Below are 23,927 nucleotides of genomic sequence, written 5' to 3' on the forward strand. Positions count from 1 at the left end.
CAGCTTGAGGGGCACGGAAAGCCCCCTCATTCAGGTTATCACCACGGCGTTGCAAGCACTGGTGACTCTTCGTGTGATGGGAAATGTGGCAGCACGTCCTCAGCCAACTCTTGAATGACCTCCGTGGCTGGCCGCTCCGAGAACTGGATACCCAGTGCAGCATGGTTGACACCGGCTTGCTGCCATTCCTCCAACAAGGCGATGAGACCTTTACGACCCGTGCGTAAAACATAGCCGCCACGCAATGGGGTACGCGGGTGATCGGGGTCGTCCACCAAATCTACCCATTCGTTGGTCATGTGTGGCCGGAATCCACCATCGGGAATCAGGTTGCGCCAGGCTCGGATCTTTTCTGCCAAGCGTTGCGATCCCTGACCATTGTGTGTGGCTTCGGGGTAGGTTAGCCAACCATCTGCATGATCGGCTATCCATGTCAGAGATTGGCCGGACGAACTGGTGACGATTAACGGAATTGCGCCAGTGACGGGCTTGGGCAGGAACTCTGCGCCGTTAATTCGGCCCAGAGGCGAATCAATGGATGGGGTGGTGGCCAGCATCAACTGGCGAAAGTATGCCACTGTCTGCGAAAAACGTTCGCCGCGCTCGCTATGTTCCAGCCCATACGCGGGAAACTCGCTGGCTCGGTCACCGGAGGCGATGCCCATCACCAATCGGCCACCCGATAGCTGGTCGATAGTCGTGGATGCCTTGGCCAGGTCGATCGGATGACGCAGGGAAAAGACGGCGCTGCCCGTTGCCAACGCAATCCTTTTCGTTTTTGCTGCAAGGAAAGCCAGGTAGGTGAAAGGATCGAATATCTGTCCTGCATCGCCGAATGACGGGTCAAACAGCGGCACATCGCGCACCCATACGGCGGCGAAGCCGCGGCGGTCGATGTCCGTCACCAGATCTGCTTGCCCAGCCAACACACGCATGTCGCCTTGGTAGAAGCGTAGCGGCAAGAAGATTCCGATGGTCAATCGGTCAGGGGCGAACATTCGCCGATAACCCGGATGTGTGGAAAACGCGGCAAAAGAAGCACCGCCTGAAACCTGGATAGCAGTCATGATTAGTCTGTCCTTACGTAGTCTTTGATTCATGCGCCCGTCGCGGGAGCGGGGAGCGTGATGCCCTTGCGCACGGCGGTTCTTGCCGCCACACGCTCATGCCAGTCAGTCAGGTGCCGATATGCACTGAAGTCGAAATCGATGATTCGCGCAATGTGCGTCCAACCGAAGTGGGCGATATCTGCGATGGAATAATCATCACCAGCCAGATAAGGATGTTCGGCCAGTCGGGCATCTAATGTGGCAAACGCGTCTTGGGTCAGGCGACGATAGCGTTCGATGTTGGCGGGCTGCCTCTCTTGGGCAAACAGCTCAAAATGCACCCACTGCCCCATGATCGGCCCAACGCTTGCCGCGTGAAACACCAGCCATTGGATGGTCGCCCAGCGTTTTTTGGGCTCAGCCGGGAGTAATTGCCCCGTTTTTTCTGCCAAGTACAGCAGGATGGCGGCTGATTCGAACAATGTGATTCCCGTCTCGTCGTCTTTGATCACAGGAATACGTCCGTGTGGATTGAGCCGCAGGAACTCGGGTTGCCGGTGTTCCCCATCGTCGATATGGATGTGGTGTAAGGTATACGGCAAGCCGAGTTCTTCCAGGGCAATCGTGATTTTGAAACCGTTGGGCGAGCTGTCGGTGTAAAGCTGAATCATCGTGCAACCTCCACAACTGCCGTTTTACCTGGCAGGATGAGCGTCGCGCAGACTAAGCCGACCTCCTGTGTTGTCGTGAGCATACCGCCTGTTACACCGTGATCGACGGCATCGACCCCTTCGATCTGTGTCGTTAAGAGCAGCATCAGGCAACGCCGCCAGCGTGGATTGTTCATATGATCTCCCAAGTTAATATACTTTATCTAAACCTATCTATTACTTCTAAACAGACGGTATGATGGGCGCTAATCTCCGTTATCGGAAACGATCATTTCTTCTCTTGAAATTTAGGAAAACTAAATCTGATGACAATATCACTCCCTCTGTTGGCGTTGCGTACCTTTGTTGAGGTTGGGCAGCGAGGTAGCATCAAGGCCGCAGCTGAAGCACTGAACGTGACGTCGGGCGCAGTTAGCCAACAGATTCGGGTGCTGGAAGAGCGGGTAGGGGTGGTACTTTTCACACGAGAGAGGCAGGGGCTACGACTCACCGAGGCAGGGGCGGATGTTCATCCTTCGCTGCTTCAGGCTTTCGAGCAAATCGAAAAAGCGGTGCAGACCTTAGATCAGATTAAAGCTCGTCAGACCCTGACAGTCAGCACGGTTGCCACTTTTGCGGCATCATGGCTGGTGCCGCGCCTGGGTCGATTCAACCATCGCTACCCGCACATTGAGGTTCGGGTTGAGGCGACCTCGGCGGTGATAGACATGCGGCGAGATCGTGTAGATGTCGCACTGCGGCATGGGTTGGGTATCTACCCTGGTCTGGATGTCACCCGTCTGATGGCTCCTGTACTGGTGCCAGTGGCTTGCCCAAAATTGGTTGCTACAGATGCTGTCCTCAAAGAACCCGAAGATTGCCTGACTTATCCGCTGTTACACGATAGCGATCGTGCAGACTGGCCGCTTTGGCTTGCCGCACATGGGGTTGCCGAAGATCCTCGCGCCGCACGAGGAACCGCGTTTGAGGATGACTTCCTGTTGATCCGTGCGGCGGAAGCTGGTCAAGGACTCGCGTTAGTGCCGTTAGAGTATGCGGAAGATGAAATTGCTGCGGGGCGTTTGGTGCAGGTGCTAGACAAGCCATGGCCCGCACGGTTCGCCTATTATGTGGTGACGAAGCCTGGGGCCATGCAGCGGCAAGAGGTTAAGGCGTTTGTGGATTGGATTCGGGAAGAGGCACAGAGTATTGCATGACGAGAGCCATCCAACTGCGTGGTCAGTATCGCCTTGAAATTTTGATAAACCTGCTGTGGCAAATTTGGGTATAGCCCAGTGAATTTCGGTATTGGGTTATGGTGAAATAAAAAAACGCCGCTTAGGTGATAAGCGGCGTTAGTGTCGTCTGATTCGTTGGCGAGTTAAACAATATCACAGCAAGGGAGAAATATTGTTTAGCTGGTTTTTCCTTTACTCAGAACACGGCGTCCTTCTTGATAACGCTTATTCCAGTAGTCTTCCGTCATTTTGGATATGATGACGCCACTGCTGGTAGAGGCGTGGACGAACTGATCGTTGCCGAGATAAATGCCAACGTGACGTCCGGTTGAACCGGCACGGAACAGAACAAGATCGCCAACGCGCAGTTTGTTGCGCTGAATTTGCTGGCCCATTTCTTGCTGTTCATAAGTTGAACGTGGTAGATCCATACCAAACTGTTCGCGGAAAGTGCGCTGAACGAAAGCTGAGCAGTCAATGCCACGGCGACTATCACCGCCTAAGCGGTAACGAACACCTTTCCAACTGGCATATTGGTTAAGTAATTTAGACTTGATGTCCACATTACGAACCAGTGCTTCAAATTCATCCTGAGAGGCTTGCAGTAAAAGACCATCTTTATCATTAACTGCATGCATATCAGTTTGAGCTTTATGATTGTATGCACTATTACTTCCACAGGCGGAAAGCATCATTGCTACCGCGACGGCAGGCACTGCCCGCCAGATATATCTCAGAATCGGTTGAGACTTGACCATTATTGTTATGTTCCCTTGCTGTCCTTAACGATAAAAATCGCTATGTAGTATCCCCATTTCACAGGGGTATAAATGCCAAACGAGACTCAGACTAAATCAGAGTTTCTTCTTAGCCAAACACTCATCAGCGAAAGTGTGCCAGAATGCACATTATTTTTCTTGCTGCCAGTAGTTCAGTGTGCGCTAAAAAGCAAACTTGAACGAGACTACCGTAACAGCAGGAGGATTGCGAGAAGTTTTAACTAATTTATTTATAAGATTTTATGATGTAGTCAGCTAAAAAATGTCGATGTAAAAAATCTAAAATCATGTGAATTTATACTGTCGATTTTTTAGATAATAGCCGGTTTAACAGGGCAATAGCCGCATCGCTTGCTGGCGTTAATAACCACCAGCTCAGGCCAACCAGAACAACCGAGAGCGAACCAACGGCAATATCGGTAAACCAGTGTGCGCCGATCATGATGCGCGGTGATGAAAAAACCACCACGATGGTCAGGCCGATAGCGAAAGCGGTGCGGGTAAAATAGCGCAGCATAAAGGCAGCAAAGATCATCAGCATCATACCGTGGTCGCCGGGAAAACTGTCTGATGAGGCATCTTTGGTTGGAATTCCGGTTAAGTCTGAAACGCGGTTGATGTCGCTAAAATAGAGCGTCGGGCTGGCATGTTGAACGGGGAGCAGATGTCCCGCTTGGTTCAGTACCACGGCGGTTAACAGCATAACAACGCCGATGATCAACAAATGGCGACGTTCAGTAGACGTGGCCTTCAGATAAAACGATAAATACAGCAATCCCATCGCAATGAGTGCACAGCCATCAAAGGCGCGATTATTGGTAATCGCGACCAAATGTAAAAAGGTCGGGCTATCAACCAAAAGACGGTTGAAATAGAAAAAGATATGGCTGTCGAGTGTGAGCCAAAAACCATGGTTTTCTGGTAAATACCAGGACAAAAACAGGCCAATGCCCAACACATTGAGCACTAAAATAGAAGAAAGACGAGCAAATGACATAAGGCAAAGCATCCAAACAAAGACGAAAAACTCCAGTTTAGTCCACGTTAGTTAAACGAGCCTTTAACAATGAGGCCTGCAACGTATTCCATTCCGCTGGTGTTTCATTGATGATTTCGATCCGGCTATCAATCGGTGCCGCCGATCGGGTTTCTATATGAAGATCGTGTCCCTGACGGTTGACGACGAGCGTCCCTTCTTTTATACGCATCACCCCTTTAACCCGACTCACGGGGGAAAGGCGGACCCAGTCCAGCAGGGCTGCGGTATCAAACGTGGTTTCAGGGTCGAATATCCAACCGCAGGCGTGGTAGCCCTGTCCCTGATTGAGCGAACGTCGCCAAGATTGTCCATCCGGTAGCTTCAGCGCAGCCAGGCCATTTGTGGGCTTATGCGAGTGGTGGTGGGTGCCATCTGGCAGTTCGCGCAGACGCTCTTGCGCTGAATGGTGTCGCGGTTGGTCGAGCAGCTGTCTGTCAACGTTTCCCTGACTGACATCGATAATTTGCCGACCCTCACCGCTTGCCTGCTGCCACTGCTGCAAAGCAGTCAGATCGTCGGCGGTATAAGTATCACGCTTGTTGGCGATAATAATATCAGCGGCGGCAAGTTGATCGCGGAAGTTCTCATTTTCCGTGTAGCGCGTGTCGCTTAACTGACGTGCATCCAGCAGACACAGCGTTGCCTGCAATGTCAGCCAAGGCTGGTAGATACCACTTGTCAGCAAGGAAAGAATTTGTTTCGGATGGCCAAGCCCGGTGGGTTCGATGAGCAACCGATGGGGTTTTTTCTGTTGCAGCAGCATATTCAGGCCAACCTGCATCGGTAAGCCGTTTACGCAGCACATACAGCCGCCGGGAATCTCTTTCAGAACGGCGCCGCTCTCTGCCAATAGCGCGCCGTCAATGCCTATTTCGCCGAATTCATTGACCAGCACCGCCCAGACTTCGTCTTCAGGCTTTTGCGACAGAAGATGACGAATCGTGGTGGTTTTTCCACTACCCAGAAACCCGGTAATCAAATTGACTTTCGTTAGCATGTCAGGCTCCTATGCGGGGAGGAGGGACGTGTGCCGGATAGGTCATCCGGCAACAAGTATTGTGTGGAAAGCACAAAGTAGAATGTTAGTCTGCGCGACCCATATAGCGACGTTCTGGAATATGAATACGGATCTTTTCACCTGCACTCAGGTATTCTGGAACGGGAATAACCAGACCGGTGCTCATGGTAGCAGGCTTGTTGCGTGAGCTGGCGGACGCACCTTTAATGCCCGGTGCCGTCTCAACAATTTCCAGATCAACCGTCTGTGGCAGTTCCAGTGCGATGATTTGGCCGTCCCAGCTCAACACCTGAATTCCCGGCATGCCGCCTTCAGGGATGAACAGTAGCTCTTCTTCTATTTGATCCTTTTTGAAGAGGTACGGGGTGTAGTCTTCATCATCCATAAAGACGTATTCGTCACCGTCAATATAAGAGAAGGTCACTGTGCGGCGGGTTAGCGTGATGGTGTCGATAATGTCATCACCTTTAAAACGTTCTTCCACTTTCAAACCCGTGCGGACATCAGAAAAACGCATTTTATACAATGTACTGGCACCACGGGCGCTGGGGCTTTGGACGTCGATGTCCTTTACCAGCAATAATTTGTCGTTATAGTTAACGACCATTCCGCGTTTAATCTCGTTCGCTCTTGCCATAAAAATTACCTGTTATAAGGAGTGTGATTTTTGTGGCGACACGTTACTCGCGCCGAAGAGTTCAGGCAAGCACAAGATATGCGGGCTGATATTGGTTTTTGGTAGAAGGGCTGTTATGGTGGCGATCTCTATCCTTTGTCAGCCCACCGGAGTGCTTACTGATGGACTGTCGCCCCCATTGCGGTGCTTGCTGCATCGCGATATCGATCTCAACGCCGATGCCTGGCCTGCCGAATGGCAAGCCAGCAAACACACCTTGTATCCATCTTGATGATGCGCTGCGCTGCGGGATATTCCATTCCCCTCTGCGGCCTGCGGTTTGCGCGGGGTTAAAACCGCGTGCGGATATGTGTTTCAGCCATCGCGACGAGGCAATGATTTACTTGCTCAGGCTGGAAGCCGACACCGCACCCTAAATTGTGGCGGTCAGACATCTTTGATGCGCCACATACAATAGATGGAGCCAACGATCATTAGCAGCGCGAAGAAGAACACGGCATGATAGCTCCAGATTTCCGCAACGATCCCGGCCAGCGAACCGGAGATGATCCAGCCAACGCGCGTGGTATTGGTAAATAACGTCGTCGCCGCACCGGCCTGCCCAGGCATTAAATCCTGAAAATAGAGCATGCCGATTCCAGCCAGAATACCGATGAAAATGGCGTTCAGCACCTGTAACGCCAGCAGCGCGATTTCACCATTCAGAAACAGTAGACCGCCGAAGAACAGTAAACCGGAGGCGACGGCAAGCCGCATCAGGAAGCGTTTTCCGAAGCGTTTGGCAACGTAGCCTGCGATCAGCATCACCGGAATTTCCAGCCCAGCTGCGACCCCCATCATGATACCCGCCAACTTTTCCGGCAGATGCAGTTCATGCACCAGATACAGCGGCATATTAATGAGGTAAATGCCGTTGCAAGTCCACATCAAGGTACACGCCACGAATAGCAAGAGCGTATCACGGCGGTTGCGGCGCGGTGATTCCAGTGTGGAAGTGGTCTTTTCCACCGCTTTGGGCATGGAAGGCAGAAAGAGTTTGACCAGAATGCCGCACAAGATAAAGACGACCGCGGCGGTCAGATACATCGTCGTGAAGCTGAATCCCAGTGCCAGCGCAAAGGCGATGGGCGGGCCGACAACCCAGGCGAGAGAAATTTGCGCGCGGAGGATGGAGCTGAACATCGCTGCCTCACGGCCAGTTTTATCCGCGTGCTCCCGCGCCAGCGCAAAAAGCTGTGGATTTGCCGTCGAGCCAAAGCTGCTCAGTAACACGCCGATAAAGAGCAGAATAAAGTAGTTTCGGTTCCACGCAAACAGCAGGCAGGCGAGTGCGCCCAGCAGGCAGCAGACGAAGATCAGCGATTTGCGATCGCCTTGACGATCCGAGCGCGTGGCCAGTATTTGGCTGACGATAATGCCGATAACCGCACTACCAGTATAAAACATGCCAACAAGGAAAGGACGAGCCTGCACTTCGCTAGAAAGAAAAAGGCTGAGTGTAGGAAGTTGTAGGGCTCCTGCCGTTCCAGTCAGAAAGGCGATAACCAAAAATGCTGACGATGTCAGGTCAAGCGGGCGTCGTGTTGTATTTGCAGGAGTGAACATAAATTGATAGCGCTTGGAAAATAGGCAGAGGCTGTCGAGCGCGACAGTCTACTCGCGTTTATAATGAAACCGAAATCTTGTTTCATTATTTTTCGTCAGCATGGCTTCAGCCATTTGATGATTTTTGTTGGCGGGCAGCAAGCCATTCACGTTAAAATGTGCGTTATGTCAAAATTTTGTTACGTCAGCAACGTAGAAAGCTTGCATAAATGGTGTAATAGAATGAGACTTTTGAAACGTTTCAGCGGAGTTTTTTTGAAACGCCCCAATAATCGACACATTTTTTTCTCATAAAAGCTGAAACGATTCAACTTTCAGCAAGAGAGGAGAGCCATGTTCCAGTTGTCACAGCAAGATATTCATTTAGGCGCAGCGGCCAGTAATAAGCAGGAAGCTATCCAGCTTGTTGCTTCAGCACTGACCGAGGCCGGGTGCGTTAACGCAGGGTATGTCGACGGCATGCTACAGCGCGAACAGCAAACATCTACCTATTTGGGAAGCGGCATTGCTATCCCTCACGGCACCACCGATACCCGCGATCTGGTATTGAAGACCGGGGTTCAAGTATTTCAGTTTCCTCAAGGTATCACCTGGGGTGAAGATCAAACCGCCTATGTGGTGTTAGGTATTGCAGCCCGCTCTGACGAACATTTGGCTTTGCTGCGTCAGCTGACTCACGTCCTGAGCGACGATCGCGTAGCGGCACGTCTGGCAAGTACAACTTCGGCAGAAGAACTGCGTAGCCTGCTGATGGGCGAACGACAACTGGCGGAGTTCCGCTTTGACACCTCGCTGATTGCACTGGATGTGGCGACCGACAATCTGTTGACACTTCAGGCGCTGAACGCGGGTCGTCTTCAACAGGTCGGCGCCGCAGATGCCAGCTTCGTCAGCACCGCGGTCAGTAATAAGCCGCTGAATCTCGGGCAAGGTGTGTGGTTCAGCGATAGCGCTGTCGGTAATCTCAGCAGCGCGGCTGCGGTGGCGCGCCCGGCAGCACCTTTCAGCATTGACGGTGAAAACGTAGCCTTGTTGGTAACGGTTGCGGCGGCTGACGATCAGGCTTTTGCTCCAATCAATTACCTGAGCAACCTGCTGATTGCGCAAAAAGCGGAACGTCTGCTGACGGCTGATGCACCGACGCTGCTGGCACTTTTGACCAGCGACGGACCGGAAGAGAGCGAAGTGCTGACGGCGGAATTTACCATCCGTAACGAACACGGCCTGCATGCCCGTCCGGGCACCATGCTGGTGAACGTGATCAAACAGTTCACCAGTGAAATTACGGTGACCAATCTGGATGGCACAGGCAAACCGGCAAATGGCCGCAGCCTGATGAAAGTCGTCGCGCTGGGCGTGAAGAAAGGTCACAAACTGCGTTTCACCGCCAGCGGTAGCGATGCGGAGCAAGCACTGGCCGCGATTGGCGAGGCGATTACGTCCGGTTTGGGCGAGGGGGCAGCATGAGCAGGAGAGTAGCCACAATCACCCTGAATCCAGCTTACGATCTGGTTGGCTATTGCCCGGAAGTTGAGAAAGGCGAAGTCAATCTGGTTCAGACAGCGGGTCTGCACGCCGCAGGCAAAGGTATCAACGTTGCCAAGGTACTGAAAGACCTCGGGATTGATGTCACGGTAGGTGGCTTTCTGGGTAAAGACAATCAGGATGGTTTTCAGCAATTGTTCAGCGAGCTGGGCATTGCCAACCGTTTTCAGGTTGTGCCAGGACGTACGCGCATTAATGTCAAATTAACCGAAAAAGAGGGTGACGTAACCGACTTCAACTTTTCCGGTTTTGAAGTGACGCAGCAGGACTGGCAGCGTTTCGTCAATGATTCGCTGAGCTGGCTGGGGCAGTTCGACATGGTCGCGGTGAGCGGCAGTCTGCCTGCTGGCGTCGATCCTGATGCGTTTACCGACTGGATGTCGCGTCTGCGCACGCAGTGTCCTTGCATTATTTTCGACAGCAGCCGTGAAGCGCTGGTGGCGGGACTGAAGGCCTCTCCTTGGTTGGTGAAACCAAACCGCCGGGAGCTGGAAATATGGGCTGGGCGTAAATTACCGACGCTGGCTGATGTGGTGGATGCCGCCCACGCGCTGCGTGAGCAAGGTATCGCGCATGTTGTGATCTCACTGGGTGCAGAAGGCGCACTGTGGGTGAATGCATCCGGTGCGTGGCTTGCTAAACCACCGGCCTGTGATGTGGTAAGTACGGTAGGGGCGGGCGACTCCATGGTTGGGGGGTTGATTTATGGCTTATTAATGCGTGAGTCCAGTGAGCACACTCTGCGTTTGGCGACGGCGGTTTCAGCGCTGGCCGTTAGCCAAAGTAATGTTGGTATTACCGATCGTCCTCAGTTGGCCGCAATGATGGCGCGTGTCGACCTGAAACCCTTTAACTGATACAGCAGGAGACAAACAATGAAAACGCTGCTGATTTTGGATAAATCACTGGGCCTGGCGAGAAGCCGACTGGTGAAGAACCTACTCGGCGCTGCCGCTGCGAAAGCAGGGGTGACGTTTACAGAACACGCTAACGACGCTGAACTGGCGATCGTTCTGGGGGCGTCCGCTGCGGCGGATAGCGCACTGAATGGCAAGCAGGTTTATGTCGGTGATATCGAACTGGCTGTTTCACAGCCGGAAGCCTTTTTGGCGAAAGCGCAGGCAGAGGCAACAACCTATCAGGCCGCGGCGTCAGCTTCCGTTCAGCAACCCCTTACTGCCAAGCGCATTGTTGCCGTAACGGCGTGCCCGACAGGCGTCGCACACACGTTTATGGCGGCAGAAGCGATTGAAAGCGAAGCCAAAAAACGTGGCTGGTGGGTTAAAGTGGAAACGCGCGGCTCCGTTGGCGCGGGCAATGCGATTACCCCAGAAGAAGTGGAGCAGGCCGATCTGGTGATCGTCGCTGCGGATATTGAAGTCGATCTGGCGAAGTTTGCTGGCAAGAAGATGTATCGCACGTCAACGGGGCTGGCACTGAAGAAGACGGCGCAGGAGTTAGATAAAGCACAGGCTGAAGCCAAAGTGTATCAGCCATCTGGGCAAACCAGCGCGTCAAGCGCGAGCGAGTCTGGTCAGAAAGGCGGGGCAGGCCCGTATCGCCACCTGTTGACCGGCGTGTCTTACATGCTGCCGATGGTGGTTGCAGGTGGTCTATGTATCGCGCTGTCGTTTGTCTTTGGTATTGAAGCCTTTAAACAGGAAGGTACGCTGGCAGCGGCGCTGATGAAAATCGGTGGCGGTTCAGCCTTTGCGCTGATGGTGCCCGTGCTGGCGGGTTATATCGCGTTCTCCATTGCGGATCGTCCGGGCTTAACGCCGGGTCTGGTTGGCGGGATGTTGGCGGTAAGTACGGGGGCGGGGTTCCTCGGTGGGATTATTGCCGGTTTCCTGGCGGGTTATATTGCCAGAGCGATCAACAATAAGCTGATTCTGCCGCAAAGTTTGACGGCGCTAAAACCGATCCTCATTATTCCGCTGTTCGCTACGTTGATCACGGGCCTTATCATGATTTACGTCGTTGGTACGCCAGTGGCGAAAATCCTGACTGGCCTGACAAGCTGGCTGCAATCCATGGGCACGGCGAATGCGGTGATTCTGGGTGCGATTCTGGGTGCGATGATGTGTACGGACATGGGCGGGCCGGTTAATAAGGTGGCTTACGTTTTCGGTACGACCTTGCTCAGTAGCCAGATTTACGCGCCGATGGCTGCCGTGATGGCAGCCGGTATGGTGCCACCGTTGGCGATGGGTCTGGCAACCGTACTGGCAAGTAAAAAATTCAACCCGACCGAGCGAGAAGGGGGGAAAGCGGCGTTTGTTCTGGGTCTGTGCTTCATCTCTGAAGGGGCGATTCCTTACGCGGCGCGTGACCCAATGCGCGTTCTGCCTTGCTGCATCGTCGGTGGCGCACTGACTGGTGCATTGTCGATGGCGGTGGGCGCTAAGCTGATGGCACCACACGGTGGTCTGTTCGTCCTGTTGATTCCAGGCGCAATTACCCCAGTTATCGGTTATCTGTTAGCGATTATTGCGGGAACGGTGGTAGCTGGCGTGCTGTACGCGCTGCTGAAACGTTCTGATGAACAACTGGCGAAAGTTGCATAAGTCTGATTATCGTCATGAATAAAAAGTAATGCCATAACACAAGGATGTGGATGAGATAGCGCCAGTTGGGTAAACCAACTGGCGCTTTTTACTATTATGGCGTCAAACCGCTAATCAGCACTGCGCTTCTGACTTAAGCCAGGCGATTTCGTCGGCCCAGATATCGGGATTGATCGTTTCCAGAATCATCGGGATACCGTCAAAACGGGGATCTTTCATGATGTAGCTGAAGGCGGTTTTGCCGATATTACCTTCTCCCAGACTATGATGGCGGTCAACGCGACTAGCGAACGCACTTTTCGCATCATTCAAATGCATGCCGCGCAGATAGCGGAACCCAACAATGCGGTCGAATTCAGCAAGGGTCGCTTCGCAATCCGTTTCTGTCCGCAGGTCATAGCCACCCGCGAAGGCGTGGCAGGTATCGATACAGACGCCAACGCGGCTTTTATCTTCTACGCCGTCGATGATGGCTGCCAGATGCTCAAAGCGGAACCCCAAATTACTGCCTTGCCCGGCGGTATTCTCAATCACGGCGGTGACGCCAACGGTTTCCGCCAGCGCGATGTTGATGGACTCGGCGATACGAGCCAGACAGTCCGCTTCTTCGATCTGTTTCAGATGGCTGCCGGGGTGAAAATTCAGCAGGCTCAGCCCAAGCTGCTGGCAACGAGACATTTCATCAATAAACGCGATGCGTGACTTCTCTAGCGCCTCGGTGTCCGGGTGACCCAAATTAATCAGATAGCTGTCGTGGGGCAGAATCTGTGCTGGCGTATAGGCGTATTGCTCACAGGCGGCTTTAAAACGGTCAATCATCTCTGTGCTGAGCGGCGCTGCCTGCCATTGGCGCTGATTCTTGGTAAATAACGCGAAAGCCGTCGCCTTTATCTCATGTGCCCGAATCACGGCCTGATCGACACCGCCTGCTGCGCTAACGTGCGCCCCGATGTATTTCATGTTGGTCTCCTCTGGTAACGGGGACATTATGCAGGTTAATGAGACGTTAACAGGTAAATAATTTATCGTTAGCCTAATAAATGCGTGAAGAACAGATTGATGCCTGCACCGCCAACGATCAGCCAGAGAAACAGAATAAGTGCCAACAGCAGTGGTTTTGCGCCTGCCTGACAGATAGCGCTGAATCGGGTTGTGAGCCCTAGTGCAACCATCGCCATGGTCAACAGCACATTATCGAGTTGCACTAGCTGTGTGACGAGTGCTGGAGGCAATAGCTGGAAAGAATTGAAGGCGGCTATGGCAATAAACCCCAGTGCAAACCATGGGAACATCAGTGGAATAGTCGTTTCAGCGTCATTTTTTTGTGCCGTTTTTTTCAGATAAAATCCAAGAATGAGAAGGAAAGGAGCCAGCATCATCACGCGCAGCATTTTGCTGATGACGGCGATGTTCTCCGTTGCACCATCAATGGCATGTCCGGCGGCAACAACCTGAGCGACTTCGTGTATCGTTGAGCCAAAGTACAGGCCGACGATCTGTGGCGTGGCGTCAATCCACTGATGATCGAGATTGAGCTGATAAAGCCACGGGTACAAAAACATCGCCGTCGTACCGAAAATCACCACGGTGGACACCGCGACGGCAATCGCATTGCTGGACGCTTTGACAACGGGGACTGTTGCCATGATCGCCGCCGCACCGCAGATGCTGCTGCCCGCACCGATGAGAATCACGGTTTCGTTGTCGACTTTCAGCCAGCGCTTGCCTATCCAGCAGGCGAGTAGAAACGTCAACGTGACGACGGTAAGATCGACCGCGACACCGGTAACACCCACGGCAGCAACTTGCTGCAAGCTGAGACGAAAACCATAAAGTATGATACCCCAGCGCAGTAAATGCTGTTTCGCCCACTGTACGCCTGGGTCGCACAAAGGTTGAAGACGCGGATAAACGCTATTTCCCAGCACGATCCCAATCAGGATCGCCAATGTCAGTGAGCCGAGTCCCCAATGGGCGACTTTCGGAATATTTGTCAGCCAGAGGAGCGAAAAAGTTATTAAACTGATTAACAGCAGGCCGGGGAATCGTCGTTTTGCACCATCGGGTGGTGCTATCGTGGGTAATACCGCAGGAAGATCCATGGGTTTGCTGCCTATTCTGACCGTACCGAATTGAGAAGCCAGCTTATAATCCACAAGATTAAAAGAGAAATTGATTATATATTTATAACCTATAGATATTTCAGATAAAGAGCGCACTATGCATATCACGTTACGTCAACTGGAAGTCTTTGCCGAAGTTCTGAAAAGTGGTTCAACAACGCAAGCCTCCGTTGTACTCGCCCTTTCTCAATCGGCTGTCAGCGCTGCTTTGGCCGATTTAGAAGGGCAATTGGGCGTTCAACTCTTCGATCGCGTGGGTAAACGGCTGGTGGTTAATGAACATGGCCGCCTGCTTTATCCTAAGGCGCTGGCGCTACTTGAACAGTCGATCGAGATTGAACAACTCTTCCGGCGTGACAATGGGGCGCTGCGTATTTATGCCAGCAGTACCATTGGGAACTATTTATTGCCTGCGATGATTGCCCGCTATCGTCATGACTATCCTGACATTCCGCTTGAACTGCATGTCGGCAATACCCAAGATGTCATTACTCGTGTGTCTGAATTCAGTGTCGATTTGGGTTTGATTGAAGGGCCTTGCCATCATCCTGATTTGATTACTCAACCCTGGTTGGAAGATGAGCTGGTGGTATTTTGTTCTCCTGAGCATCCACTCAGTCGGGGCGCGGTATCATTAGCCGCGCTGGCGGACGCACACTGGATCTTACGTGAACGCGGCTCGGGCACACGCGAAGTGCTGGATCATTTGCTGCTAACGCACCTGTCGCATTTTCATCTGGTGATGGAACTGGGCAATTCAGAGGCGATTAAACATGCGGTACGCCACGGGATTGGCATCAGCTGTCTGTCACGGCATGTGATTGCTGATCAACTGGCGGTAGGCTCGCTGGTAGAATTGAAAGTGCCATTGCCTAAGCTCACGCGTACCTTGTATCTGGTGCACCATCGGCAGAAACATCTTTCAAATGTGTTGCGGCGTTTCCTGAGTTATTGCTGTGAAACGGTATAGCGGGACTATTTTTTTCTGCTAATAATCGGACGTGAGTTATTAAGCTCTCTTATAACTCGACGATCTTAACTATTCAGAGCAGGGCTATTTGCTACAATCCCGCCTCGATTTTTAGCACGAGCATGCAGGATAACAATGGCTCAGCACGATATTCAACAAACTACACAGGGCGCACCGACCCTGCGCCGTGAACTAAAAGCGCGGCATTTAACGATGATCGCGATTGGCGGATCGATTGGAACCGGGTTATTTGTCGCTTCGGGGGCGACGGTTTCACAAGCGGGCCCGGGGGGCGCACTCCTGTCTTATGCCCTGATTGGGCTGATGGTTTACTTCCTGATGACCAGCCTGGGCGAACTTGCGGCATTTATGCCGGTTTCTGGCTCGTTCTCTACCTACGGTTCCCGCTATGTTGAAGAAGGTTTCGGCTTCGCGTTGGGGTGGAACTATTGGTACAACTGGGCGGTGACCATCGCGGTCGATCTGGTTGCTGCACAGTTGGTCATGGGATATTGGTTCCCCGAGGTTTCGGGCTGGATCTGGAGCGCCCTGTTTCTCGCGCTGATGTTCCTGCTTAACTACATTTCCGTGAAAGGGTTTGGTGAAGCCGAGTACTGGTTCTCACTGATTAAAGTGACGACGGTCATTATTTTCATTGCCGTTGGCGTGATGATGATTACGGGGATCATGAGCGGTGCGGAAAATGCCGGATTCCACAATTGGAAAATCGGTGATGCGCCGTTTGCGGGAGGATTCTCCGCCATGATCGGTGTGGCGATGATTGTTGGTTTCTCTTTCCAGGGCACGGAATTGATTGGTGTCGCTGCCGGTGAATCTAAAGATCCGGGAAAAAATATACCGCGTGCGATTCGCCAGGTTTTCTGGCGCATCCTGCTGTTCTACATCTTCGCGATTCTGATTATCAGCTTAATTATTCCGTATACCGACCCGAACTTGCTGCGTAATGATGTAAAAGACATTACGGTTAGCCCGTTCACGCTCGTGTTTGAGAATGCGGGTCTGCTGTCTGCCGCTGCGGTGATGAATGCGGTCATCCTGACGGCGGTGCTATCGGCGGGTAACTCTGGGATGTATGCCTCTACGCGTATGTTGTTTACATTGGCATCGGAAGGTAAAGCACCGCGCATTTTTGCTAAGCTGTCGAAAGGTGGTGTGCCGCGTAATGCACTATATGCCACAACGGTAGTCGCGGCGCTGTGTTTCCTGTCTTCTTTGTATGGCAATCAAACGGTTTATCTGTGGCTGCTGAATACCTCTGGTATGACAGGTTTTATTGCCTGGCTGGGGATCGCAATCAGCCATTACCGTTTCCGCCGTGGCTATGTGATGCAGGGCCATGACCTTAGCCGCTTGCCTTATTTATCGAATTTTTTCCCGCTTGGTCCGATTTTCGCGTTTGTGCTCTGCCTGATTATCACGCTGGGGCAAAATTATCAGGCGTTTCTGGAAGATAATATTGATTGGTATGGTGTGACGGCGACATATATCGGTATTCCGCTGTTCCTACTGATTTGGCTCGGCTATAAGTTGTATCGTGGAACGGGCTTCATTAAGTATCAGGATATGACGTTCCCGGATCATAAAGACTAAATTGTAAGCGCGTAGTTAACGGGCGACTCCCTGAAGGGCGTCGCCTTTTTATTACGCATGTAAATGATTTTAATTTTCATCTACAGCCATTTCCCGATCATTACAATGTGTTCGACAAAAAGCTCAATGTAAACTATACCTTGAAGGGAGCAGTAAATAACCTGTTAGATAAGGATTTCACCAGCGGTATCCGCACTTACGGTTCAGGAAGGGGCGCATTTACTACCGCTGATTATTACTCTTTCAGCCGTGTGACTTCAGGCTCTGTCCAGTCAGGACGTAACTACTGGCTATCAGTAAACGTCAACTTCTGATGCAACACCTCCTCGGAATGGGCAAGTTTGTTCCGGGGAGGATGCCCTCCGCTCGCTTTCCCTCTCCAGCCACCTGGCACCGCTTCTGCTGTTTTTCTCGCACTGTTATTCTTTCTGATTAACGGCGGGGGTCGTTATTACCCGTTATTGCCGCCATCTCTTTGCTGATGGCATCAGAACAATACGCAATTATCCACGGAATTTTATTTTTTTTTGTGATATTTCTGAATATCGCCGATAACCATGTTGATGCGTGAAATTCATTATATTAGGTATTGTTAATTGCTTTAATGCTGACTACGCTTCACGTTACGGAGTGATGGATTTTCGATGAAACAGGGGGGTAACGTTATTAATACGTTCGTTGTCCTGTGTCATACAGAGAATTTAATTCATTAGTTTTGTATGAGAATACCTGTCGTGATTACCGATTATGGAGTCCTTGATATCTGTAATCGTTAATCAGTGTATGAATAGCAACCAGGGCACGATGATGTTAAAAATTACCTTTTTGGATAAAGGCTCACTGCCTGAAACCATTTCCTTAAAAAAGACGAGTTTTAGGCGTCCACAATGCCGCCATGAATGGATTGAATATAGCTATACCTCTCCCGATCAGGTTATCGCCCGCGCAAAAGACACTCACGTGATCATCACGAATAAAACGTTATTAACGCGCGATACCTTGGCCGCGTTACCTGCGCTGAAGCTGATTGCTGTGACGGCAACAGGGACTGACAATATCGATCTTGCTGCCGCCAAAGAGCGGGGTATCACGGTCAAAAATGTACCGGGTTATTCTACGCAAGCCGTGTCTGAACACGTGATTGCCATGATGTTCGCGCTGAAACACAGCCTGATGGCATGGTATCGCGATCAACTGAGCGATCGCTGGGCTAGCCAGTCGCAATTTACTTATTTTGATCATCCGGTCAAGGACATTGCAGGTTCCACGTTGGGTATCATCGGTGCGGGCACGATTGGGCAGGAAGTGGCTCGTCTGGCGCAGGCGCTGGGAATGAAGGTGATTTTTGCCGAGCATAGAGGCGTCTCGCTGTGTCGTGCTGGGTATTTGCCGTTTGAGGATGTTCTGCGTCTGGCGGATGTCATTTCACTCAACTGCCCGCTAAAAGCGAGTACGCAGCATCTGATCAATTTGGAGACGCTCGCACTGTGTAAGCCAACGGCGTTTATTATTAATACCGCCAGAGGTGGGCTGATTGATGAGAGCGCATTGGCTGTAGCATTACACGAGCGCAGCATTGCTGGTGCTGCGCTGGATTGCCTGACACAGGAGCCGCCGCAAAAAGACAACCCCCTGATGGTGGCGGCTAAAACCTTGCCTAATCTTTTGATTACACCACATATCTCCTGGACGTCTGGTTCATCGCTGCAACTGTTGATGGAAAAGACAATTGAAAATATTGATGAGTATGCCCAGCAGAACGGATACAAATAAGAGGTAATTTGATTTCGCCGGGTATGAGTGAATATTGCCCGGCAGCGAAAATATGATGTTCATCAATTTTAATTGATTACTAAAATTGAACGTTTCATCAGATTGAATTTTTTATCATCGATTATCTACATCAGATGCACTATATCCGTGAAGGCATGAAAGATATCTGCGAGAGAATGAAAGTGCAGCATATCAGAGCTAAAGCGAAAACGTTATTATTTGTGATTATTCTGATTAACTTCTCTGTTGTGTGAGGGAATATTTATTTCTTAATAATAACGGAAGTAAATAATAAAACGGATGCGTGATATATTTTTTGTGGGAAAAATCCTATTTAATGAAGGAAGGGTTATGACTCAGATACGTTGTAATGGTGTTTTTCAATGTAGGCTCCGATACCTTTTTCATGTATTTTAAATGAACGGTAAAAGCAGGTTGTTTTCCTCGCCAGACGTTTAATGTGAATTCGTAAATTAAGGTTATGCCGTTCAATTCGCTGCGTGAATATCTTACCTGTCAGGTGTTTTTTTGACTCGATTTCTCGTGCGTAGCTGCCCCAGTCATCGGTGGTGAAAAAACCTATATGGAAAGGTTTCAACAAATCGAGCCGCTTCCGGCAGGTCTCATCCGTGTGGGGATCAAATACATGGGCAAGAATTTGTTTTCTTTTTGTATCAAATGCATACCAAAGCCAGTGCTGCTGTTTTTTATTCCCCACGAATGACCCTTGCTCATCCAGTTCACAAATCAGGGTGAGATCGTCATAGACGGTGGGTTTGCTTGTTACTTGTCGCAGCGCGAGTTTTTTAATGTGCTCATGACGGTGTTCATACTGATTTTCAGAACTCGCCCGTGTCTCTGACCCCAGCTCCATTCATAGCCATATCGACAATTTTTTCTTTTGTTCCGGGCTTATGGGCGTTATAGCGGTAGTTAATCTGGAAAGTACGGCGACAATGTTGACAGTAATATCGGGGAAACCCTGCCTTTCCCGTTCCATGCTTACGGACGGGTTCTGTTTGCTGACAATATCGGCAGGAAACTTCGATAGTGACGGTCATAAGACGTATCACTTAAAAGTGAATGATTTATCAAAAAAACTCTTTTAAGTCATTACCATTTTTAGCAAGACAAGTGTTTTTATAAAATAATATCTCATCATAAATAAAAATTTCGTCAACAGCCTCGGTATCCAAGTCTGATACAGGTTTCGGTATTGAATCATCCATAAAAAGCGCTCAACATTCAGTCATCAAAAGGAATGTTTTACTATCAAAGGAAAATGACAATGCCGGGTGCAGCCCGTCTTAACGATATCGGAAGTGGTCACGACTGCTTCCCTGAAACGCCGATAACCGAAGGCAGCCCTGACGTGATTATTAATGGTCAGCCAGCCGCTCGCAAAGGCGATACGGTTCTGCTTCACGGTTGTCCCTGTCCCAATGCACCACATGGTGTTCATTCCCGAAAAATAGCTGAAGGCTCATCGACTGTTATCATTAACGGCAAACCCGCAGCGCGTATTGGTGATGACATCAATTGTGGTGGGGTGATTATCTCCGGCAGTGGCAACGTGATTATTGGTGATACCCCTCATCGTTCTCCGGTTTGGGAATGCGCGAAACAAGCAGCGTTGAGCCGTGCGCCGTTGTTGGCATTAACCCCGATGCTGGCAGTCGAGCCTGTTTTTGCCAAATCCTGCTTACGTGGTGCGGGTTGTACGGATGCGGGAACGGAAGATGAGCCACAGGGCAATATTGGGGAAATGAGTGTCTATTTCTCCTCACCTGCTGGTGAATCCATCGCTCCAACTGATAAACCTAATGATGTGAAACAGTATGAGCAGGCGGCGAAAAAGAAAAACACGTCTTCTGTTGTTTCTCCCCCCCAATCATTTACCGGAAAAAACGAACCGTTACCCCAGAGCTCGCCCGGTGTGATTAACAAGCCTCAGATACCCCCGATGGAGCCGTGGTATGAAACGATATTTAACCTGCTAGTGGGTAAAGTCGATGCTGCCATGTTGCCGCCACCTCAACAACTGGTAATAGCAGGTACGGCAGCACAGGCGGGTGCGACAGCTGCTGCGGGTGGTGCTGTGTCACAGGCCAATCAGGATGCGGCGAAAGCATTGACACATCAGATGAAACACTTGTCTGGTCCATCAATCTGGCAAGGCCAGTTGCAGATGGCGCAGAGTTTCTTGCTGATGGGGGCGTTGATTCAGCACCATCTGAAAGGTGAAAAAGACGATCTGCTGACACCTGAAAAATTACTTGAGGTGGCTAACAAGCAGGGAACCGTCCCCAGTCGTGTGCGTTATCAGTGGGTGGAAGATGAGGAAACAGACAGGCTGAAAACGGTTGGCTACCACACCAGTATGGAAAGCGGACGCGATCAGGTACGTGTCCGACTACTTAAATACGATTTCCCCAACAATCGTTATGAGTTCTGGGAAGAGGGGGCAACCGGGCCAACGATTCTATGGACGCCGGATAATCTGGGTATGGCATTACCCACGGATACGGCACACGGTGAACAGCCTGTTATTCCGTCAGCAGTGCCAGGATTTGAAATTCCAGAGATGGATGATGTCAGCATTCTTGCCACACCGATGCCGGACGAGAAAGATTTCCGTGATTACATTCTGGTGTTCCCGGAGAATGCGTTTCCACCGATTTATATTTATCTGAGTAAACTCCCTGTTAACTTGCTTGATGTTGATTTATACAGTAATTTCATCGGGCGCTCACGACAAGGGAAGTATGATGCGGATCATATGCCATCAAAAGCAGCAGTAAAGCGGTATCTGGAACAGGAATATCCTGAATTGGAGCGCGACTTAATTGATTCTATGGCTAACCAAGTGGCAGCTATTATCATACCAAAAAAAGTTCATCAAAAAATCAGCCAAACTTACGGTGGGCGTAATAACTTAGATTTAATAGCTAAACACGCTAAGAATCTTAGAGAAGCATTGGATCTAAATTTTGATGCGATAAAACCAGTCCTTAAAGAAGAGTATGGTGTTACTGAGAAACAACTTGAAACAGCAAGAAAGAAGATGCATCGATTAAATACTGATCAAGGATTGTACAAATGACTGTAAATGTTGAAGCTTTGATAGGTAGTTTTGGAAAAAGTTACAAAGAAATACATGAGTCTGGATTATTACCATACAAAACAATGCCTTCAGCAACTTCAGGTGATCCTAATCTTAGCTTGGTTATGGCTAAAGAAGGTATTTATTTATCCTTTAAACGTGATGATCTTACCTTTCAGGAGATGACGTTACGAATTCAATATGACAAAGTGAAAAGCTGGGTATTTCCCAATGAATTGCCTTTCCCGTTGCAGAAAAGTATGTCGCGCCAGTGGGTGCATAAAAATATTGGTGAACCAGAAAATAGTATTCCACCAAGAGTGATAATGAAACAGGAAATTGGCTGGGTTGAACGATTCTCCCTCAGAGGCCTTCATATTCCAGTTACGATGCAAATCCGCTATGACATGTATGAAATGGTAGTGGCGGTCACATACCTTCCAACATCTGAACTTCGTTGGTAATAGATGATATGGTTCCAAAAAGGGGGGAGGACTTAAAGCGTTTTTTGATAAATCATTCACTTTTAAGTGATACGTCTTATGACCGTCACTATCGAAGTTTCCTGCCGATATTGTCAGCAAACAGAACCCGTCTGTAAGCATGGAACGGGAAAGGCAGGATTTCCCCGATATTACTGTCAACATTGTCGCCGTACTTTCCAGATTAACTACCGCTATAACGCCCATAAGCCCGGAACAAAAGAAAAAATTGTCGATATGGCTATGAATGGAACTGGGGTCAGAGACACGGGGCGAGTTCTGAAAATCAGTATGAACACCGTCATGAGCACATTAAAAAACTCGCGCCGCGACAAGTAACAAGCAAACCCACCGTCTATGACGATCTCACCCTGATTTGTGAACTGGATGAGCAAGGGTCATTCGTGGGGAATAAAAAACAGCAGCACTGGCTTTGTTAAGATATTCACGCAGCGAATTGAACAGCATAACCTTAATTTACGAATTCACATTAAACGCCTGGCGAGGAAAACAACCTGCTTTTCCCGTTCATTTGAAATACATGAAAAAGTCATCGGGACCTACATTGAAAAACACCATTACAACGCATTTGAGTCATAACCATCTCTCTGTTGTGTGAGGGAATATTTATTTCTTAATAATAACGGAAGTAAATAATAAAACGGACGCAGTGATATTTTTTGTGGGAAAAATCCGATTTAATGAAGGGCGATAGTGGTGGGCAGGATTGCAAATCCGCCCCGAACTCGGATGAACGGGGCGGATCTGAACAGTATCAGCGTTTCTGGATATACGTCATTGCTAGCGCGAGCGCGAGAACCAGACCTTTGATGATATCCATAGCGTAATAAGGTACGGAGAGCATCACCAGTCCATTCTGCAAGACGCCGAGGATGACGGCGCCGAGTAGCGTACCCAGCGCATTTGGTTTGCCGGACCCCGCTAGCGAGAAACCGATGTAGGCCGCAGCAACCGCATCCATTAAATAGCCGCCCCCAGCATTAACCTGTGAAGAGCCGATGCGAGATGCGAGTAAGATGCCGCCCAGTGCCGCGAGTAGTGAAGAGAACACATACGCCTGTACCCGATAACGCGCCGTGCGAATACCCGCTAGTCGAGCGGCTTCTGGGTTGCCGCCAATGACGTACATCCGGCGACCGTGCTTAGTCAGGGACAGATAGAGCTGCACCAGCACTGTCACTGCCAGCATGATGATCACAATGACGGGCACCTGGCCCAGCGTGGCAAAGAATTCGGGAATGATACCTTCCGCCATTTCGCCGCTGGGCAACACCATATTCTGCGTGATGGAACCGCCATAACTATACGTCATCGCCACGCCTTGAATGACGAACAGGCTGGCGAGTGTCGCGAGCATATCGGGGATCTTTAGCACCACGATGAGAAAGGCGTTGAATAGCCCAACCAGCGTACATAGCAGAAGCGTCAGAATAATTGCGCCAGTGGTGCCGAATCCATGCCAGACAAAGAGTGAGATAACCAGTGCATTGGCCAGCGATGCTGTCGACCCGACAGAAAGGTCGAATCCGCCGACGGAAAGCGAGATGGAAACGCCAATCGCAATCACCGTAACAATGGCGATAGAGCGCAGGATATTGATGATGTTATACGGGTCGAGAAAATTGTCCGACGTCAGTCCGAAGAGGGCAATCAGCGCGACAACTGTGATCAGCATGCCCCACTTATAGAGAAACTCGAAAACGTGGTGACGGAAGGG

General features: G+C 50.5%; 22 protein-coding genes and 3 pseudogenes. 11 read left to right on the forward strand and 14 right to left on the reverse strand.

Annotated elements, in window-relative coordinates; genetic code table 11:
• Positions 1-38 precede the first annotated feature (38 nt).
• Genes AACH44_RS08350 through AACH44_RS08360 form a run of 3 tightly spaced genes read right to left on the reverse strand, consistent with a single transcriptional unit; the run spans position 39 to position 1,896 of the window.
• Positions 39-1,067, reverse strand: a complete 1,029-nt coding sequence (locus AACH44_RS08350; protein WP_261849880.1) for an LLM class oxidoreductase — start codon at positions 1,065-1,067, stop codon at positions 39-41.
• Positions 1,068-1,096: 29 nt separating this feature from the next.
• Positions 1,097-1,720, reverse strand: a complete 624-nt coding sequence (locus AACH44_RS08355; protein ID WP_261849881.1) for a glutathione S-transferase family protein — start codon at positions 1,718-1,720, stop codon at positions 1,097-1,099.
• Positions 1,717-1,896, reverse strand: coding sequence for a hypothetical protein (locus tag AACH44_RS08360; RefSeq protein ID WP_261849882.1), 180 nt, complete (start codon positions 1,894-1,896; stop codon positions 1,717-1,719). The genes AACH44_RS08355 and AACH44_RS08360 overlap by 4 nt, the downstream gene beginning before the upstream one ends.
• A 129-nt stretch (positions 1,897-2,025) precedes the next feature.
• Between AACH44_RS08360 and AACH44_RS08365 the strand changes: the two genes are divergently transcribed.
• Positions 2,026-2,916, forward strand: a complete 891-nt coding sequence (locus AACH44_RS08365) for a LysR substrate-binding domain-containing protein (RefSeq protein WP_261849883.1) — start codon at positions 2,026-2,028, stop codon at positions 2,914-2,916.
• Between the two features lie 197 nt (positions 2,917-3,113).
• On the opposite strand, the gene mepS is transcribed toward AACH44_RS08365, so the two are convergent.
• The 5 genes from mepS to AACH44_RS08390 form a co-directional block, all read right to left on the reverse strand.
• Positions 3,114-3,695 carry a bifunctional murein DD-endopeptidase/murein LD-carboxypeptidase gene (gene mepS / locus AACH44_RS08370; protein WP_005967268.1) on the reverse strand — a complete coding sequence of 194 codons (582 nt, stop codon included), beginning with the start codon at positions 3,693-3,695 and terminating at the stop codon, positions 3,114-3,116.
• A 316-nt stretch (positions 3,696-4,011) separates the two neighbouring features.
• Positions 4,012-4,713, reverse strand: a complete 702-nt coding sequence (locus AACH44_RS08375) for a phosphatase PAP2 family protein (protein ID WP_261849884.1) — start codon at positions 4,711-4,713, stop codon at positions 4,012-4,014.
• A 37-nt stretch (positions 4,714-4,750) separates the two neighbouring features.
• A complete protein-coding gene (locus tag AACH44_RS08380) occupies positions 4,751-5,752 on the reverse strand; it encodes a CobW family GTP-binding protein (protein WP_261849885.1) in 1,002 nt (333 codons plus the stop codon).
• An 85-nt stretch (positions 5,753-5,837) separates the two neighbouring features.
• Positions 5,838-6,410 (reverse strand): elongation factor P-like protein YeiP, encoded by a 573-nt coding sequence (yeiP, locus tag AACH44_RS08385; protein WP_010277377.1) that lies wholly within the window; start codon positions 6,408-6,410, stop codon positions 5,838-5,840.
• A gap of 61 nt (positions 6,411-6,471) precedes the next feature.
• Positions 6,472-6,663 (reverse strand): hypothetical protein, encoded by a 192-nt coding sequence (locus tag AACH44_RS08390; protein WP_338659636.1) that lies wholly within the window; start codon positions 6,661-6,663, stop codon positions 6,472-6,474.
• Between AACH44_RS08390 and AACH44_RS08395 the strand changes: the two genes are divergently transcribed.
• A complete protein-coding gene (locus AACH44_RS08395) occupies positions 6,572-6,826 on the forward strand; it encodes a YkgJ family cysteine cluster protein (protein ID WP_261849886.1) in 255 nt (84 codons plus the stop codon). The two genes, AACH44_RS08390 and AACH44_RS08395, sit on opposite strands and share 92 nt — an antisense overlap.
• A gap of 10 nt (positions 6,827-6,836) precedes the next feature.
• Here the strand turns inward: AACH44_RS08395 and setB are convergent, their stop codons facing one another.
• Positions 6,837-8,015, reverse strand: a complete 1,179-nt coding sequence (gene setB / locus AACH44_RS08400) for a sugar efflux transporter SetB (protein WP_261849887.1) — start codon at positions 8,013-8,015, stop codon at positions 6,837-6,839.
• 333 nt (positions 8,016-8,348) lie between these two features.
• Between setB and fruB the strand changes: the two genes are divergently transcribed.
• From fruB to fruA, 3 genes are read left to right on the forward strand one after another with little or no spacing between them, the layout of a single operon-like run.
• Positions 8,349-9,482 carry a fused PTS fructose transporter subunit IIA/HPr protein gene (gene fruB, locus AACH44_RS08405; RefSeq protein WP_261849888.1) on the forward strand — a complete coding sequence of 378 codons (1,134 nt, stop codon included), beginning with the start codon at positions 8,349-8,351 and terminating at the stop codon, positions 9,480-9,482.
• Positions 9,479-10,417, forward strand: coding sequence for a 1-phosphofructokinase (gene fruK, locus AACH44_RS08410; RefSeq protein ID WP_261849889.1), 939 nt, complete (start codon positions 9,479-9,481; stop codon positions 10,415-10,417). The genes fruB and fruK overlap by 4 nt, the downstream gene beginning before the upstream one ends.
• A gap of 18 nt (positions 10,418-10,435) precedes the next feature.
• Positions 10,436-12,127 carry a PTS fructose transporter subunit IIBC gene (fruA, locus tag AACH44_RS08415; protein WP_261849890.1) on the forward strand — a complete coding sequence of 564 codons (1,692 nt, stop codon included), beginning with the start codon at positions 10,436-10,438 and terminating at the stop codon, positions 12,125-12,127.
• Between the two features lie 114 nt (positions 12,128-12,241).
• Here the strand turns inward: fruA and nfo are convergent, their stop codons facing one another.
• Together nfo and AACH44_RS08425 are read right to left on the reverse strand one after the other, a co-directional pair.
• Positions 12,242-13,087 (reverse strand): deoxyribonuclease IV, encoded by an 846-nt coding sequence (nfo, locus tag AACH44_RS08420; RefSeq protein ID WP_261849891.1) that lies wholly within the window; start codon positions 13,085-13,087, stop codon positions 12,242-12,244.
• Positions 13,088-13,155: 68 nt separating this feature from the next.
• Positions 13,156-14,229: a YeiH family protein gene (locus tag AACH44_RS08425; protein WP_261849892.1), complete on the reverse strand. Its 1,074-nt coding sequence runs from the start codon at positions 14,227-14,229 to the stop codon at positions 13,156-13,158.
• A 118-nt stretch (positions 14,230-14,347) separates the two neighbouring features.
• Here AACH44_RS08425 and yieE point away from each other — a divergent pair, with 118 nt between their 5' ends.
• From yieE to AACH44_RS08440, 3 genes are all read left to right on the forward strand, one after another.
• Positions 14,348-15,220, forward strand: a complete 873-nt coding sequence (yieE, locus tag AACH44_RS08430; protein ID WP_261849893.1) for a DNA-binding transcriptional regulator YeiE — start codon at positions 14,348-14,350, stop codon at positions 15,218-15,220.
• Between the two features lie 135 nt (positions 15,221-15,355).
• Positions 15,356-16,831, forward strand: coding sequence for an amino acid permease (locus AACH44_RS08435; protein WP_261849894.1), 1,476 nt, complete (start codon positions 15,356-15,358; stop codon positions 16,829-16,831).
• A 783-nt stretch (positions 16,832-17,614) separates the two neighbouring features.
• Complete coding sequence (locus AACH44_RS08440; RefSeq protein WP_338659561.1) at positions 17,615-18,604, forward strand: 2-hydroxyacid dehydrogenase; 990 nt, start codon at positions 17,615-17,617, stop codon at positions 18,602-18,604.
• Positions 18,605-18,953: 349 nt separating this feature from the next.
• Here the strand turns inward: AACH44_RS08440 and AACH44_RS08445 are convergent.
• Both AACH44_RS08445 and AACH44_RS08450 read right to left on the reverse strand, forming a co-directional pair.
• A pseudogene (locus AACH44_RS08445) lies at positions 18,954-19,665 on the reverse strand (IS1 family transposase).
• 30 nt (positions 19,666-19,695) lie between these two features.
• Entirely contained in the window at positions 19,696-19,833 is a 138-nt protein-coding gene (locus AACH44_RS08450; protein WP_338659562.1) for a hypothetical protein, read from the reverse strand.
• A gap of 59 nt (positions 19,834-19,892) precedes the next feature.
• Here AACH44_RS08450 and AACH44_RS08455 point away from each other — a divergent pair.
• The 3 genes and pseudogenes from AACH44_RS08455 to AACH44_RS08465 form a co-directional block, all read left to right on the forward strand.
• Positions 19,893-21,302, forward strand: a pseudogene (locus tag AACH44_RS08455) (type VI secretion system PAAR protein); the annotation flags it as partial.
• A gap of 401 nt (positions 21,303-21,703) precedes the next feature.
• Positions 21,704-22,171 (forward strand): DUF6392 family protein, encoded by a 468-nt coding sequence (locus AACH44_RS08460; RefSeq protein ID WP_261850222.1) that lies wholly within the window; start codon positions 21,704-21,706, stop codon positions 22,169-22,171.
• A 78-nt stretch (positions 22,172-22,249) separates the two neighbouring features.
• Positions 22,250-22,789 (forward strand): annotated as a pseudogene (locus tag AACH44_RS08465) (IS1 family transposase).
• A gap of 175 nt (positions 22,790-22,964) precedes the next feature.
• Here AACH44_RS08465 and AACH44_RS08470 read toward each other — a convergent pair.
• Positions 22,965-23,885, reverse strand: coding sequence for an ABC transporter permease (locus tag AACH44_RS08470; protein ID WP_261849221.1), 921 nt, complete (start codon positions 23,883-23,885; stop codon positions 22,965-22,967).
• Between the last annotated feature and the right edge of the window lie 42 nt (positions 23,886-23,927).

Origin of the sequence: Pectobacterium araliae, assembly GCF_037076465.1 — a bacterium.
Classification (GTDB): Bacteria; Pseudomonadota; Gammaproteobacteria; order Enterobacterales; family Enterobacteriaceae; genus Pectobacterium; species Pectobacterium araliae.